Origin of the sequence: Alterluteimonas muca, assembly GCF_021191595.1 — a bacterium.
Taxonomy (GTDB): domain Bacteria; phylum Pseudomonadota; class Gammaproteobacteria; order Xanthomonadales; family Xanthomonadaceae; genus Luteimonas; species Luteimonas muca.
Window position 1 is genome coordinate 33,814 of the sequence record NZ_JAIWPS010000011.1, and the last position, 14,007, is coordinate 47,820.

The following is a 14,007-nucleotide window of genomic DNA, read 5'->3' on the forward strand; positions in this document are numbered from 1 at the left end:
CCGCGCACGCCGCGCCGCCGGCGACGGCCATCGCCGCCGGCCACACCCTGGCCGCGCGCGTGCAGGCGGCGCTGGCCGAGGGCGGTGAGCTCGCGCAGGCGCTGCCGCAGTTCCACCCGCGGCCGTCGCAGCAGCAGCTCGCCGCGGCCGTCGTCGATGCACTCGGCAGCCGCGGCACCCTGCTGGCCGAAGCCGGGACCGGCACCGGCAAGACCTTCGCCTATCTGGTGCCGGCACTGCTGTCGGGCCTGCGCACCATCGTCTCCACCGGCACCCGCGCGCTGCAGGACCAGCTCTACCACCGCGACCTGCCCCGGCTGCGCGATGCGCTCGGCATCGGCCTGAAGTCCGCGCTGCTCAAGGGCCGCGCCAACTACCTGTGCCTGTACCGCCTCGAGCGCGCGCGGGGCGAACCGCGCTTCAGCGCGCGCGACCAGGTCGCGCTGTTCCAGCGCATCGTCGCCTGGGCCGGGCGTACGCGGATGGGTGATCTCGCCGAGATCGAGGCGCTGCCGGAGGATTCGCCGCTGATCCCGATGGTGACCTCCACCGTCGACAACTGCCTGGGCAGCGAGTGCCCGTTCTATGGCGACTGTTTCGTGGTCCAGGCCCGCCAGCGCGCGCAGGCCGCGGACCTGGTGGTGGTCAACCACCATCTGCTGCTTGCCGACCTCGCGCTCAAGCAGGAAGGCTTCGGCGAGATCCTGCCCGGCGCGCAGGCATTCGTCGTCGACGAGGCGCACCAGTTGCCCGAACTTGCCGCACAGTTCTTCGGCGAGGGCCTGAGCGCGCGGCCGCTGGTCGAGCTGGCACGTGACGCGACCGCCGAATGCGCCGGCGTCGAGGGTGGGCTCGCGGCGCTGCAACCGTCCGCGCAGGGGCTCGAGCACGCGGTCCGTGTGTTACGCGCGGCCATGGAGTCGCTACCGCCGCGCGGCACCCGCGACCGCGCCCTGCACGATGCCGGCGTGCAGGACGCGCTGGAGGCATTGTGCGATGCACTGCGCGACCTTGCCGACGCGGTGGCGCCGCTGCGCGAGGCCTCGCCCGCGCTGGATGCCGTGCATGCCCGCGCGCGCGAGTTCAGCAGCCGCCTGTCGCGCTGGCAGGTGGCCGACGGACCGGGCGCGTTCGATGAGCCCGACGATGTCGACGCCGACAGCGCCGACAGCGCCGACGATGGCGACGTGCGCTGGTACGAGCTGTCGCCGCGCGGGTTCCGCCTGCAGCGCACGCCGCTCGATGTGTCCGGCCCGCTGCGCACGCATCGCGAGGCCTCCGGCGCGGCGTGGGTGTTCACCTCGGCGACGCTCGCCATCGACGGCTGCTTCGACCACGTGGCCACCCGGCTCGGGCTCGATGCACCGACCACGCTGGTGGCACCCAGCCCGTTCGACTGGCAGCGCCAGGCGCTGTGCCTGCTGCCGCCACGGCTGCCGGCACCGTCGGCACCGGCGTACGCAGGCGCGGTGCTGGACGCGGTGCTGCCGGTGCTGCACGCCTCCAACGGCCGCGCATTCCTGCTGTTCGCCTCGCACCGTGCGCTGCGCGAGACCGCGGCGCTGCTGCGCGGCGGCCCATGGCCGCTGTTCGTGCAGGGCGAGGCCCCGCGCCACGTGCTGCTGCAGCGGTTCCGCGAATCCGGCAATGGCGTGCTGCTGGGTGCCGCCAGCTTCCGTGAAGGCGTGGACGTGGTCGGCGATGCGCTCAGCGTGGTGGTGATCGACAAGCTGCCGTTCGCCGCGCCCGACGAGCCGGTGTTCGAGGCGCGGCTGGACGCGATCCGCCGCGCGGGCGGCAATCCCTTCGCCGACGAACAGCTGCCGCAGGCGGTGATCGCACTCAAGCAGGGCGTGGGCCGGCTGATCCGCAGCGAGCGCGATCGCGGCGTGCTGGTGCTGTGCGATCCGCGCCTGACCAGCCGACCGTACGGGCGGGTGTTCCTGGGTTCGCTGCCGCCGTTCCCGGTGACCCGCGACGTGGCCGACGTGCAGGCGTTCTTCGCCGCCGGCGACCCGGACCCGCCAAGGGTTTGCCCTGATTCCGGCGCGGCCGCTTCCGTGCCACCTTCGCGGTAACCGCAACGCGACGGCTGAGAGCCCGCCATGTCCCCGCCCGTTGGTTCCACCCAGACCACCCATCCCTCGCTGCTGCCCGAGCCCAACGCCTGCCCGGCCCAGCCGCCGCCGGGCGACCGCTGCATCGGGACGCGCGAACAGCCGGTCATGTGCCCGGCCGGGGGGCTCACCCCCGAGCAGGACGCGGCGCTCAACGCGCAGTGGTGGAACGGCCTGTCGCCGCAGGAGCAGTCCAACTACCTCTCGACCTATGGCGCCCAGCTCGGCGCGATGGACGGGCTGCCGTCCGAGGTCAGGCACGAGGCCAACATGGATGTCCTGCGCCAGCAGGCCGCGGACGGTGACCAGGGCGCGCAGGACCTGCTGACGCGGATCGACGATTCGCGGCGCGATCCGGCCGCCACGTCCGGACACCTGTACCTGCTCGGCTATGCGCCGCAGGATGGCGGGACCGACGCGAAGGCCATCGTTGCGATCAGCAACCCGGACGCCGCCGACAACGTCGCCATCTTCGTCCCCGGCACCGGGTCCACGGTCGCCGGTATCGGCGGCAACATCGACCGCATCGACGACCTGAAGGCGCAGGCCGAACTGATCGACGACGAAGCCGTGACCTCCACCATCGTCTGGCTGGGCTATGACGCGCCCGACAACCTGGCCGCTGCCACCGGTGCCGGGCCGGCACGCGACGGCGCGCCTTCGCTGCGCGAGTTCACCCATGGGCTCCGGGCGTCGCACGAGAGCGGGGATGGCCCCAACCTGACGGTGATCGGCCACTCCTACGGCTCGACGGTGGTCGGCCATGCCGATCGTGACGGCACCGGCGGCCTCGGCGCAGACAACATCATCGTGGCGGGCAGCCCGGGGATGGGCGTGGACAGTGCCGATGAGCTCAGCATCGACGAGGGCAACTTCTGGACGGCGATGGCCGACGACGACGAGATCCGCTTCGTTCCCGGCTGGATCCTGGGCACCAACCCGGTCAATGAGGGCTTTGGTGGAACCCGCATCGCCAACGGCGGCGCGTCCGGCCATTCCGGGTACTGGACAGCGGACAGCGAGTCGCTGCGCAACCAGGGCTACATCGTGACCGGCAATGAGCATATGGTGACCACCCGGGAATTCCGCTGACCGGTTCGGCGACCCGTTGCCGAGTGGCTACACGATGCCCCTGAGACCGGTTCTGCAATGGCCACGATGGCCGGCGTCGGCCGCGGCGCTGCTGCTGGTCGGCGCTGCTTGTCAGGCTCCGGTGGATGCAGTAGAGATAGGCACGATGGAAACCAGGGACAGTTTGCAGGCCGCGCGCGACATCGTGCCGCAGGTCGAGGCGTTTATTTCCGGCCTGCCGATCGCGCCGGAGAAGTTCACGGTGCGGGTGAACCGCTGCGAGATTCCCGAGGGAGCCGAGGGCCGGGACCGCGACGATGTCTATTACATCTGGGTCGGGGTGCGTGGCGTGGCCCGCGACGACAACGCCGGGCAGGTCCTGGAGGACGTGCACGGGCGCTGGCAGGAATCCGGCTGGGAGATCACCCGCTTCCGCCGGCTCGACAACGGCGGCGTGAACCTGGCGGCGACCGAGCCGGGCACCGGCAACCGGTACATGCTGGATTCGGGTCTCAACAAGGGGCCCAACACCTACGTCGTGGGCATGTTCAGCACGCCCTGCCTGAAGAGTCCCACGGGCGCGGTGCAGTTCGGCGAGATCCGCAACGGGCTCGAGGCGGCTCCGGCCTTCCGCCCGTCGGCGATGGGCGACTGATCAACCACCGATCCGGCGACGGATCACGCAGTGCGCTGCGTGCGTGCCGCCCGCGCCGGGCGTTGCGTATCCTGTCCGCCCTGCCATCCGGTGCCCCCTCCAGCGCATGAAACTCCTGGCTTTCGAGACCTCCACCGAAGCCTGTTCGGTGGCGGTGTTCGCCGATGGCGAAGTGCATGCACGCTTCGAAGTCGCGCCGCGCCGGCATGCCGAACTGGCGCTGCCGTGGGCGGAGGCGCTGCTGGCAGAAGCCGGGATCGCGCGCAGCGGGCTGGACGCCATCGCGGTCGGGCGCGGGCCGGGGGCGTTCACCGGTGTGCGGCTGGGGATCGCGATTGCCCAGGGGATCGCGCTGGCCCTCGACGTGCCGGTGGTGCCGGTGTCCACGCTGGCAACGCTGGCCGCGGCGGCATTGCGCGATCATCCGGATGCGCACGTGCTGACGGCGATCGACGCGCGCATGGGCGAGGTCTATGTGGCCGGCTACGCCGCCGGTGCGCAGGGTCCCACGCTGCTCGACGCCGAACGCGTCTGCGCGCCCGAGCAGGTGGAAGTCGCCGAGGGCGATGACTGGATCGGCGTTGGCACCGGATTCGCCGCGGTCGAGGGCGCGCTGGTACAGCGGCTGGGTGGCCGCCTGCGGCGCGTGGATGCCGGTGCGCTTCCGCATGCCGCCGACACCGCGCGCCTGGCCGTGCTGCTGCACGCGGCGGGCGGCGGGGTCGCCCCGGAACACGCCGAGCCCGCCTACCTGCGCAACAACGTCGCGCTGACGCTGGCCGAGCAGGCCGCGCGCCGCGGCTGAACCTTCGCGCGCATCCGCTGTCACAGTCCGGGTATCCGACCGGGGACATCCGATGCACACCGATCCCGTGATTGCCTCACGACAGCGCCGCGTGCTTGGTTGGCTGCGCCGCGAAGCGCTACCGCTGCTGGTGCTGGTCCTGCTGCTGACCGCGGCCCGTTCCTCGCTTGCGAACCACTACCACGTGCCCAGCGGTTCGATGCAGCCCGCGCTGCAGCCCGGCGACCGGGTGGTGGTCGACATGCGCGCCTATGGGTGGCGGCTGCCCTTCACCACCCATGACCTGGTCACGGTGGCGGATCCGGCGCCGGGCGACGTGGTGGTGTTCGATTCGCCGGCCGATGGCACCCGCCTGATCAAGCGCGTCGCCGCCGTGGGCGGGCAGCAGGTGGAGGTGCGCGGCGGCCGGCTGCTGGTCGAGGGGCAACGCCCACCGGAGCACGCATCCGCGGCCGAGCATGTCGGCAGCCGCCGGATCACCCTCGATCTGGCGCACGGCGGTGGCGCCGACTTCGGCCCGGTGCGAGTGCCCGAGGGCGAGGTGCTGGTGCTGGGCGATCACCGCGGCGCGAGTTTCGACGGGCGCTACTTCGGCCTGGTGCCGGTGGACGCGTTCTACGGTCGCGCCGTTGCGGTCTACCACCGTCGCGGCGACGGCTTCGGCTGGCGCAGGCTGTAGCCGGTCGCAGAAGATCCCGACAGGTGCCAGGTGCCAGATGCCGCTTTCCCACCGCGGCGAGGGCACCATCCTGCCCCGGGTCCACAGCACAGGCTGTGCCTGCAACCGTCAGCTGTCGACCAGGGTGCCTGCCGGCAGGAACTGCCAGGTGCGGGTGACGTGGAGGATGTCGACCTCCTCGTCGGTGCGGGGGAGCGGCGGATAGGGTTCGGCGAGTTGCGCGATGCGCAGCGCCGCCTCGTCGAGCAGGGCGACCCCCGATGAGCGGATCACCCGCGCCGCTTCGACCGAACCGTCGCGACGGATCGCCACGCTGATGACCAGTTCGCCGGCCAGCCCGCGGCGGCGTGCCTCGTCCGGATAGTTGAGGTTGCCGATGCGTTCGACCCGGTCCACCCACTGCCGCAGGTAGGCGGCGTAGGCGTATTCCTGGGTGCTTGCGGACACGAACTTGCGCTTGGGACGTTTGGCATAGGCTTCCGAACGCAGGTGGATCTCCGCGGCGAGCCGCGCCATTTCCATGTCGCGCTCGATGCGGTCCTGCCCACGCGGCAGCAGGCTGGGATCGGCCTGCGGGGTCGGGTCGGGCGTGGCCACCACATGCTCGCCCCGCGCGCTGGCCACCACCCGAGCCTGTGGCGGCGGACGTTCGTCGGGCGACTGCGCGCGCAGCGCTTCGGGCGCGATGCCGGGCGTGTCCTGCGGCGCGGTGCCCAGCTGTGATTCGCGCGGGCGCTGCGGCTGATCGTGCTCCCCGCCGCCCTGGTTGCTGGCCTGGGCGAGGAAGTCGGCCTGTGCCCGGGTCAGCGGGCTGGTGGTTTCGGTGAGGATCACGTCCAGCGTCGGCAGTACCGGCGCGGCATCGTCCAGCGTGAACCCGACGCCGAGCACCAGCATCGCGTGCAGCAGCAGCGACAGCACCAGGGTGGCGCCCAGGCGATCGCGGTCACCGATGCGCGGTGCGGCGGCCAGGGTGCTCACGGCAGCCGGCGCTCGTCGGCCCGGTGACCACGCACGGCACGCGGATCAGGCGCAGCAATGCACCCCGCGCACCCGATCGGCAAGGCCCTGGCGAACACCAGGTTCCGTTCCACGCCCGGCTGCGTCATTGCGCGGCTGCGTGCTGCTGTCCGGCCTGACGCTCCAGTGCATCGAACAGCAGCCCGGCGATGTTCAGGCCGAACTGCGCATCGAGTTCGCGGATGCACGTGGGGCTGGTGACGTTGACCTCGGTCAGCCAGTCGCCGATCACGTCGAGACCCACGAACACCATGCCGCGGCGCTTCAGTTCCGGCCCGACCTGGGCGGCGATCCAGCGATCGCGGTCAGTCAGTGGCCGGCCCTCGCCACGGCCACCGGCGGCCAGGTTGCCGCGGAATTCGTCGCCCTGCGGAATCCGCGCCAGGCAGTAGTCGACCGGCTCGCCATCGACCAGCAGGATGCGCTTGTCGCCGTCGACGATCTCCGGCAGGTAACGCTGCGCCACCACCAGCGAGCGGTTGCCGTCGGTCAGTGTCTCGAGGATCACGTTGAGGTTCGGATCGCCGGCGCGGGTGCGGAAGATCGAGCGTCCACCCATGCCGTCGAGTGGCTTCACCACCGCCTCGCCATGTTCCTGCACGAACGCCTTGAGCGCGGCCGCCTCGCGGCTCACCAGGCTCGGCGGGCAGCACTGCGGGAACTCCAGCGCGGCAAGCTTCTCGTTCATGTCGCGCAGGCCCCGTGGGTCGTTGACCACGCGGGCACCGGCACGCTGTGCCAGCGACAGGATATGGGTGTCGTGCAGGAACTCGGCATCGACCGGGGGATCCTTGCGCATCAGCACCAGATCGCCGGTGCCCAGCGCACGATGTGACTCCGGTCCCAGTTCGTACCAGTCGGCAGGATCGTCGCGTACGGTCAGCGGCGCCAGCCTGGCCTGGGCGATGCCGTTGGCCACCGACAGCCCGCCGGGCACGACGTACGACAGCCGCAGGCCGCGCCGCTGCGCCTCCAGCAGCATCGCAAAGGTCGAATCCTTGGCGATCCTGATCGACCCGATCGGGTCCATCACGACAACGACTTCGGAATGCATGGCACGCGGCACGGAGGTCGGGGTCGTGATGGTAGCAGGCACATCGCGCGGGCCGCGGGCGTCGCGGTGGAAGAGGCGCGAACTCCGCTTGACACTGCGCGGCCCCGCTGGGGTATAAAGCCGGTCGCAGCGGTGAATCGGAACGCATCCGCGCCGCGCCCAGGGGAAGCAAGAGCATGACGCAGGACGAGACACGCGCCGGGAGCCTGGACGGCTTGCGGGTGATGGTGATCGACGACTCGAAAACCATCCGCAGGACCGCCGAAACGCTGCTCAAGCGCGAGGGGGCCGAGGTGGTCACCGCGGTGGACGGGTTCGAGGCGCTGGCCAAGATCGCCGACCACAAGCCGCAGATCATCTTCGTCGACATCATGATGCCGAGGCTCGACGGCTATCAGACCTGCGCGCTGATCAAGAACAACCAGGTCTTCCGGCAGACGCCGGTGATCATGCTGTCGTCCAAGGACGGGCTGTTCGACAAGGCACGCGGACGCATCGTCGGCTCCGAGCAGTACGTCACCAAGCCGTTCACGCGCGAGGAACTCCTCGACGCGATCCGCAAGCACGTCAACACCTGACCGGGGGGGCAGGGACCATGGCACGCATTCTGTTGATCGAGGATTCGCCGACCGATACGGCGGTTCTCACCCAGCTGCTCCAGCGTCATGCGCACGAGGTGCTGACCGCATCGAGCGCGGAGGAAGGCATCGAGGTCGCGCGCCGCGAGCTGCCCGACCTGGTGCTGATGGACGTGGTGCTGCCCGGCATGAACGGGTTCCAGGCCACGCGTGCGCTGTCGCGCGACAGCGCCACCGGCGCCATCCCGGTGCTGATCGTGAGCACCAAGGGCATGGAGACCGACAAGGCCTGGGGCATGCGCCAGGGCGCCAGGGGCTACATCGTCAAGCCGCCGGAAGAAGGGGCGCTGATCGCCCAGATCAACGAGCTGCTCGGCGCCGACGCATGACCGCCACGGAGCGCACGGGAGGCGGGGATGCCTTCGCGCTGCTGATCGACTACGAGCGGCGCAGCCTTGCGCACGAGGCCGGCCTGCCGGAGCGGCTGGATGCGCCCGGGCTGTGGCGTGGGGTCGGATACCGCGTGGGCGCGCGTCGGCTCGCCTCCAATTTCGACGAGGTCGTCGAGATCCTGCCGCTGCCGCAGATCACCCCGGTGCCCGGTGCACAGGGGTGGATGCTCGGCGTGGCCAATGTGCGCGGCAACCTGCTGCCGATCGTCGACCTCAAGCAGTTCCTCGAGGGCGAGCGCACCGTGCTGCACGAGAGCCAGCGCATGCTGGTGGTGCGCCAGGGCGGCGGCGATGTCGCCGTGACCATCGACGAACTGTTCGGGCAGCGCAGTTTCCACGAGACCAACGAAGTGCCGGCGGATGCGCTGGCGCAGGGGCGCTACGCGCATTTCATCGATCGCGCGTTCCGCCTCGGCGACCACGAGTGGGGGATCTTCAGCCTTGAACGGCTGACCCGCACGCCGGAGTTCAGACAAGCCGCGGCCTGACCGCGCCGCACCGCTACACACCAGGGGATGTTCCATGAGTACTGCAATCGACAACTTCGCCGGCCCGGGGCGCAAGTTCGGCACCAACTTCTGGCTGGCGCTGCTGGCGGTCGCGCTGCTGATCGTCGTCGCCAACACCGGCTTCGCGATCTGGAAGGCATCGCGCCTGGGTGGTGCGAGCACGGCGGCGTCGAGCCTGCAGGTGAACTCGCAGCGACTGGCGATCCAGGGGCGCGAAGGCGTCGCCGGTGAGGGCGATGCCTACGCCGCGTTCAAGGCGACCAAGGCGCAGATCGATGGCGACATCGCCAACCTCAACGCCACCTTCGGCAGCACCACCGGCGTGTCCGGGCCGATCGAAACCGTCACCGCCACCTGGCAGCCGCTTGAGCAGAGCGCGCAGCAGGTGATCGCGGGCGAGCAGGCGGTGCTGGCTTTCGCCGGCAACGCCGAGCGCTTCACCCAGCGGGTGCCGCAGCTGCAGGCCCAGCTCGACGAGCTGGTGCGCGCGATGTCCACCAGCGGCTCGCCGGCCTCGCAGATCTACATCGCGCTGCGCCAGGTGGTGCTGGCCTCGACGATGGCGCGCCGGGTCACCGAGATCCAGGCCGGCGGCCCGGGCGCCGCCAACGCCGGCGAGGCGCTGGCGCGCGACGTCGGCGTGTTCGAACAGGTGCTCGAGGGCCTGCGCGCCGGCGACGAGGCGATGAAAGTACAGGCGCTGTCGAACGCCGGCGCAGTCGCCGCGCTCGGCCAGTCCAGCGAGCTGTGGACCGCGATGAAGCAGGATCTTGACGCCATCCTCGCCGCCGCCCCGGCGGTGTTCGGTGCGCAGTCCGCGGCCGCGCAGCTGACCGCCGGCTCCGACCAGCTGCTGGCCGACAGCGAACAGCTGTTCCAGGCCTTCACCACGTTCGGCTCGATGTCCGACCGCAGCGTGCTGGGCAACATCTGGATCAGCATCGTGTTCGGCCTGGTGACGATCCTGGCCATCGTCGGCCTGCTGTACGAACTCAACCGTGCGCAGCGCGAGCGCTACGCGACCTCGCTCGAACTCAACAACCGCAACCAGGAGGCGATCATGCGCCTGCTGGACGAAATGGGTTCGCTCGCCGAAGGCGACCTGACCGTCAAGGCCACGGTCACCGAGGACATGACCGGCGCGATCGCCGACTCGATCAACTTCGCCGTCGAACAGCTGCGCAACCTGGTGCAGACGATCAACGACACCTCGGTGCAGGTCTCGGCCAGCGCGCAGGAAACCCAGGCCACCGCGATGCACCTGGCCGAAGCAGCGGAACACCAGGCGCGCGAGATCACCTCGGCCTCGAACCGCATCAACGAGATGGCGGAGAGCATCAACCAGGTGTCGAAGAACTCCGCCGAATCCGCGGACGTGGCGCAGCGCTCCGTGCAGATCGCCACCAAGGGCGCGGGCGTGGTGCGCGAGACGATCGCCGGCATGGACTCCATTCGCGACCAGATCCAGGAAACCTCCAAGCGCATCAAGCGCCTGGGCGAGAGCTCGCAGGAAATCGGTTCGATCGTCGAACTGATCAACGACATCTCCGAGCAGACCAATATCCTCGCGCTGAACGCGGCGATCCAGGCGGCGTCCGCCGGTGAAGCCGGCCGCGGCTTCGCGGTGGTGGCGGACGAAGTGCAGCGACTGGCCGAACGCGCATCCAATGCGACCAAGCGCATCGAGACGCTGGTGCAGACCATCCAGAGCGATACCAACGAGGCGGTCAGTTCGATGGAGCAGACGACCTCGGAAGTGGTCGCCGGTGCGCGCCTGGCCGAGGACGCGGGCACCGCGCTGGGCGAGATCGAAAGCGTGTCGACCGACCTCGCCGACCTCATCCAGGGCATCTCGCAGGCCGCCCAGCAGCAGTCCGCGGCGGCATCGAACATCACCCAGACCATGGGCACGATCCAGTCGATCACCGCGCAGACCTCGCAGGGTGCCAACCAGACCGCCGAGTCCATCGGCAACCTGGCCCAGCTCGCCGCCGACCTGCGCCGCTCGGTCGCCGACTTCAAGCTGCCGGTTTGAAGCGAGCCGGCGGACAGCGGACGACCAGGGCAGTGCGTGCAGCAGATCGCGGGGTTGAGATGAGCATGGTGGTGAAAACGACGGCACCGGTGTGCGCCGGGGCCGGTCTTCCCGGCGGCCTCCGCGTGGCCGGCCACCCGCTCGCGGATCGCGCGGCAGCACCCGGCATGCACGCCCCCGGAGGCGCGCGATGACCACCGCCTTCCGCGATGCGATCGACTACACCACGCTGGGCTGGGTCAAGCCGGAGCTTGACGAGACCCTGCGCCAGGCGCGGCTCGAGATCGAGGCGTTCGTCGAGGACGTTTCCGACACCAGCCACATGCGCTTCTGCGCGAGCTACCTGCATCAGGTGCAGGGCACCCTGCGCATGGTCGAGCTGTACGCCCCGGCGATGGTCGCCGAGGAGATGGAGGCGTTGGCCGAGGCGCTTGCGCGCGACGCCACGAGCGACCGCGACACCGCCTGCGCGACGCTGATGCGCGCGGTGGTGCTGCTGCCCGACTACCTCGAGCGCCTGCAGGGCGGGCACAAGGACATCCCGATCGTGCTGCTGCCGCTGCTGAATGAATTGCGCGCGGCGCGCGGTGCCTCCGGGCTCAACGAGAGCGTGCTGTTCGCACCGGACCTGCAGGCGCCGCTGGCGGTGGAGCTGCCGGCGGTCGCGTCCGTCACCGAGGCCGAGCGCAAGGGCAGCGCCGGCACCCAGGCCACCGACGTCATCGCGCACCTCGCCGCGTGGCCGGAAGACGGTGCGCCGGCCGATCCGCGTGGCTTCGCCGTCGCCGTGGACGCGTTGCTGCCGCTGAGCACCGAAGAGCCCGTGCGACGCATGCTGTGGGCGGCCGCGCGCGTGCTCGAAGCCCTCGACGCCGGCGCGCTGGCGCCGTCACCCGCGCTGCGCCACGGCTTCGTCGGCGTCGTGCGCGAGATCCGCCGCCAGTTCCAGGACGACGGCTTCGGCGTGCCGGGCGCGGAAACCGCGCTCGAGCCCACGCGCCAGCTGCTGTACCTGGTGTCGGCCGCGCCCGGCGACCATGCCATCCTGCGGGAGCTGCGCGAGGCGTTCCGCCTCGACGGCGGCGAAGCCACAGAGGCCGAGGTCGAACATGCGCGCGGCAGCCTGAGCGGCCGCAATCGTGCACTGCTCGACACCGTGGCCGGTGCGGTCAAGGAGGACCTGCTGCGGGTCAAGGATGCGCTGGACCTGCACCTGCGCACGCAGGCGACCGATCTGTCACTGCTGGTCCCGCAGGTCGAGGCGCTGGGCCAGGTCGCCGATACCCTGGGCATGCTTGGCCTGGGCGTCGCCCGCGGCGTTGTGCAGCAGCAGGGCGAGGCGATGGCCGCGATCGTGCGCGGCGACCGCGCCGCCGACGAGGACGTGCTGCTCGATATCGCCGGCTCGCTGCTCTACGTCGACGCCTCGCTTGACGACCAGGTCGCGCGCCTCGGCACCCGCGACTCCGACGACACCGATGCGCTCGCCAGCGAGTCGCGCAAGGTGCTGGAAGTGGTGGTGCGCGAGGCGGTGGCGAACTTCGCCGATGCGCGCCAGGCATTCGTCGCCTTCGTCGAGACCAGCTGGGAGCACGGGGAGCTGGTCGACGTGCCGCGGCTGCTGCAGGAAGTCGCCGGCGCGCTGCAGATGCTCGAACTCCCGGAGCCGGTCGATTACATCACCGGCATCCGCCGCTATATCGAGACCGAACTGCTGGGCCGGCGCCGGGTGCCCAACGGCCGCCAGCTCGACACGTTCGCCGATGCACTGGCGAGCCTGGAGTACTACCTCGAGGCGCTGCGCGAGCAGCGGCCCAATCGTGGCGAGATCCTCGCCATCGCCCGCGCCAGCCTCGAGACGCTGGGTTACTGGCCACTGCCGGCCGAGGACCTGACGGGAGCACCGGCGGAGGCTGCCGACGCGGCATCGCCGGTCGACGAGGCCGCGCTGGACGCCACCGCGGCATTCCTCGACCGCGGCTTCGCCCCGACGCCGGCAACGCCGGTCGCGCCGCCCGCGGCCAGTACGCCGGCGCCGATCCAGGCGGCCGGCAGCGGCGGCTTCGAAGCCACCGACGACGATATCGACGACGAGATCCGCGAGGTCTTCCTCGAGGAATTCGCCGAGGAGATCGACAACCTCGACCGCCTGCTGCCGCCGTGGCGCGAGCGGCCGGATGACCTGGAGCGCCTACGGCCGATCCGTCGGGTGTTCCACACCCTCAAGGGCAGTGGCCGCCTGGTCGGTGCGCGCACGCTCGGTGAATTCAGCTGGAAGGTCGAGACCCTGCTCAACCGCGTGCTCGACGGCAGCCGTGTCGCCAGCCCTGCGGTCGTGGCGATGGTCGACCAGGCCTTCTACGCGTTGCCGCAACTGCAGTCCGCACTGCGTGGCCAGGGCGCGATCCGCGTCGATCTCGAACGCCTGCAGGCCGATGCCGAGCGCATCGCCGCAGGTGACGAGACACCGCCGGCACCGGCCACGCTGCCGCCGGCGGTCACCTCGGCGCAGGAACACTGGCAGGCGGATGCCGCCATCGCCATGCCGGCCACCAGCGCGGACGACCGCACCGGTTTCGCCCCGGATGTGCCGTCCGAGGTGACGCCGGACGTCGTGGCAGCCGCCGCGTCCGTCCACGATGATGGCGAGCGGGTACCGGCCGCAGTGGATGCACTGCTGCTGGAAATCCTCGACGCCGAGGTCAACGGCCACCTGGCCGTGCTCGACGCATGGACCGGGCGTGACGTGCCGCAGGTGGATGACGCCCTGCTGCGCGCCGTGCATACGATGAACGGCGCGTTCGCCATGGCCGAAGTGCCGATGGTGACCGCCGCGTTGTGGCCGGCCGAAGCCTATGCGCGCCGCCTGCACGCGGCCGGCGTCCCGGCCGGCGCGGAGGGCGTGGCCGCCATGCGCGCGCTGTCGACGCTGGTGCGCGACACCCTAGCCGGGCTGCACGAGCCGCATCCGCATGTCTACCGCTGCGACGGCCTTGCCGCCACGCTGGCTTCGCTGCGCGACGCGCTGCCGG

Annotated in this window: 11 protein-coding genes and 1 pseudogene; 10 read left to right on the forward strand and 2 right to left on the reverse strand. The window is 70.8% G+C overall.

All coding sequences use genetic code 11. From position 1 onward, the window contains the following. The first annotated feature begins 47 nt into the window (after positions 1–47). The 5 genes from yoaA (at position 48) to lepB (ending at position 5,327) form a co-directional block, all read left to right on the forward strand. On the forward strand, positions 48–2,078 hold the full coding sequence (yoaA, locus tag LDO11_RS12505) for a DNA repair helicase YoaA (RefSeq protein WP_232141919.1): 2,031 nt from the start codon (positions 48–50) through the stop codon (positions 2,076–2,078). Between the two features lie 27 nt (positions 2,079–2,105). Then, the gene (locus LDO11_RS12510) at positions 2,106–3,209 is read left to right on the forward strand and encodes an alpha/beta hydrolase (protein WP_232141838.1); all 1,104 of its coding nucleotides are present in this window, start codon (positions 2,106–2,108) and stop codon (positions 3,207–3,209) included. A 34-nt stretch (positions 3,210–3,243) separates the two neighbouring features. Beyond that, positions 3,244–3,843 carry a hypothetical protein gene (locus LDO11_RS12515; protein WP_232141839.1) on the forward strand — a complete coding sequence of 200 codons (600 nt, stop codon included), beginning with the start codon at positions 3,244–3,246 and terminating at the stop codon, positions 3,841–3,843. A 106-nt stretch (positions 3,844–3,949) separates the two neighbouring features. After that, positions 3,950–4,648 (forward strand): tRNA (adenosine(37)-N6)-threonylcarbamoyltransferase complex dimerization subunit type 1 TsaB, encoded by a 699-nt coding sequence (gene tsaB / locus LDO11_RS12520; RefSeq protein WP_232141840.1) that lies wholly within the window; start codon positions 3,950–3,952, stop codon positions 4,646–4,648. A 52-nt stretch (positions 4,649–4,700) separates the two neighbouring features. After that, a complete protein-coding gene (gene lepB / locus LDO11_RS12525; protein WP_232141841.1) occupies positions 4,701–5,327 on the forward strand; it encodes a signal peptidase I in 627 nt (208 codons plus the stop codon). Between the two features lie 108 nt (positions 5,328–5,435). Here the strand turns inward: lepB and LDO11_RS12530 are convergent, their stop codons facing one another. Beyond that, the gene (locus tag LDO11_RS12530) at positions 5,436–6,308 is read right to left on the reverse strand and encodes an energy transducer TonB (protein ID WP_232141842.1); all 873 of its coding nucleotides are present in this window, start codon (positions 6,306–6,308) and stop codon (positions 5,436–5,438) included. Positions 6,309–6,432: 124 nt separating this feature from the next. Then, entirely contained in the window at positions 6,433–7,401 is a 969-nt protein-coding gene (gene gshB / locus LDO11_RS12535) for a glutathione synthase (protein ID WP_232141843.1), read from the reverse strand. 176 nt (positions 7,402–7,577) lie between these two features. Here gshB and pilG point away from each other — a divergent pair, with 176 nt between their 5' ends. From pilG to LDO11_RS16020, 5 genes and pseudogenes are all read left to right on the forward strand, one after another. Next, positions 7,578–7,979, forward strand: a complete 402-nt coding sequence (pilG, locus tag LDO11_RS12540; RefSeq protein WP_100321925.1) for a twitching motility response regulator PilG — start codon at positions 7,578–7,580, stop codon at positions 7,977–7,979. Positions 7,980–7,996: 17 nt separating this feature from the next. Continuing rightward, a complete protein-coding gene (locus LDO11_RS12545) occupies positions 7,997–8,368 on the forward strand; it encodes a response regulator (RefSeq protein ID WP_129136620.1) in 372 nt (123 codons plus the stop codon). Continuing rightward, a complete protein-coding gene (locus LDO11_RS12550; RefSeq protein WP_232141844.1) occupies positions 8,365–8,919 on the forward strand; it encodes a chemotaxis protein CheW in 555 nt (184 codons plus the stop codon). Before LDO11_RS12545 ends, LDO11_RS12550 begins: the two co-directional genes overlap by 4 nt. Positions 8,920–8,953: 34 nt before the next feature. Next, entirely contained in the window at positions 8,954–10,975 is a 2,022-nt protein-coding gene (locus tag LDO11_RS12555) for a methyl-accepting chemotaxis protein (RefSeq protein ID WP_232141845.1), read from the forward strand. Positions 10,976–11,453: 478 nt separating this feature from the next. Beyond that, positions 11,454–13,328: pseudogene (locus LDO11_RS16020) on the forward strand (FimL-related protein); the annotation flags it as partial. Positions 13,329–14,007: the final 679 nt, after the last annotated feature.

Coding starts and splice junctions, on each gene's coding strand:
- LDO11_RS12555 (WP_232141845.1), top strand. CDS start 8,954: ATGAGTACTGCAATCGACAACTTCGCCGGCCCGGGGCGCAAGTTCGGC.
- LDO11_RS12515 (WP_232141839.1), top strand. CDS start 3,244: ATGCCCCTGAGACCGGTTCTGCAATGGCCACGATGGCCGGCGTCGGCC.
- gshB (WP_232141843.1), bottom strand. CDS start 7,401: ATGCATTCCGAAGTCGTTGTCGTGATGGACCCGATCGGGTCGATCAGG.
- LDO11_RS12550 (WP_232141844.1), top strand. CDS start 8,365: ATGACCGCCACGGAGCGCACGGGAGGCGGGGATGCCTTCGCGCTGCTG.
- tsaB (WP_232141840.1), top strand. CDS start 3,950: ATGAAACTCCTGGCTTTCGAGACCTCCACCGAAGCCTGTTCGGTGGCG.
- pilG (WP_100321925.1), top strand. CDS start 7,578: ATGACGCAGGACGAGACACGCGCCGGGAGCCTGGACGGCTTGCGGGTG.
- LDO11_RS12510 (WP_232141838.1), top strand. CDS start 2,106: ATGTCCCCGCCCGTTGGTTCCACCCAGACCACCCATCCCTCGCTGCTG.
- LDO11_RS12545 (WP_129136620.1), top strand. CDS start 7,997: ATGGCACGCATTCTGTTGATCGAGGATTCGCCGACCGATACGGCGGTT.
- lepB (WP_232141841.1), top strand. CDS start 4,701: ATGCACACCGATCCCGTGATTGCCTCACGACAGCGCCGCGTGCTTGGT.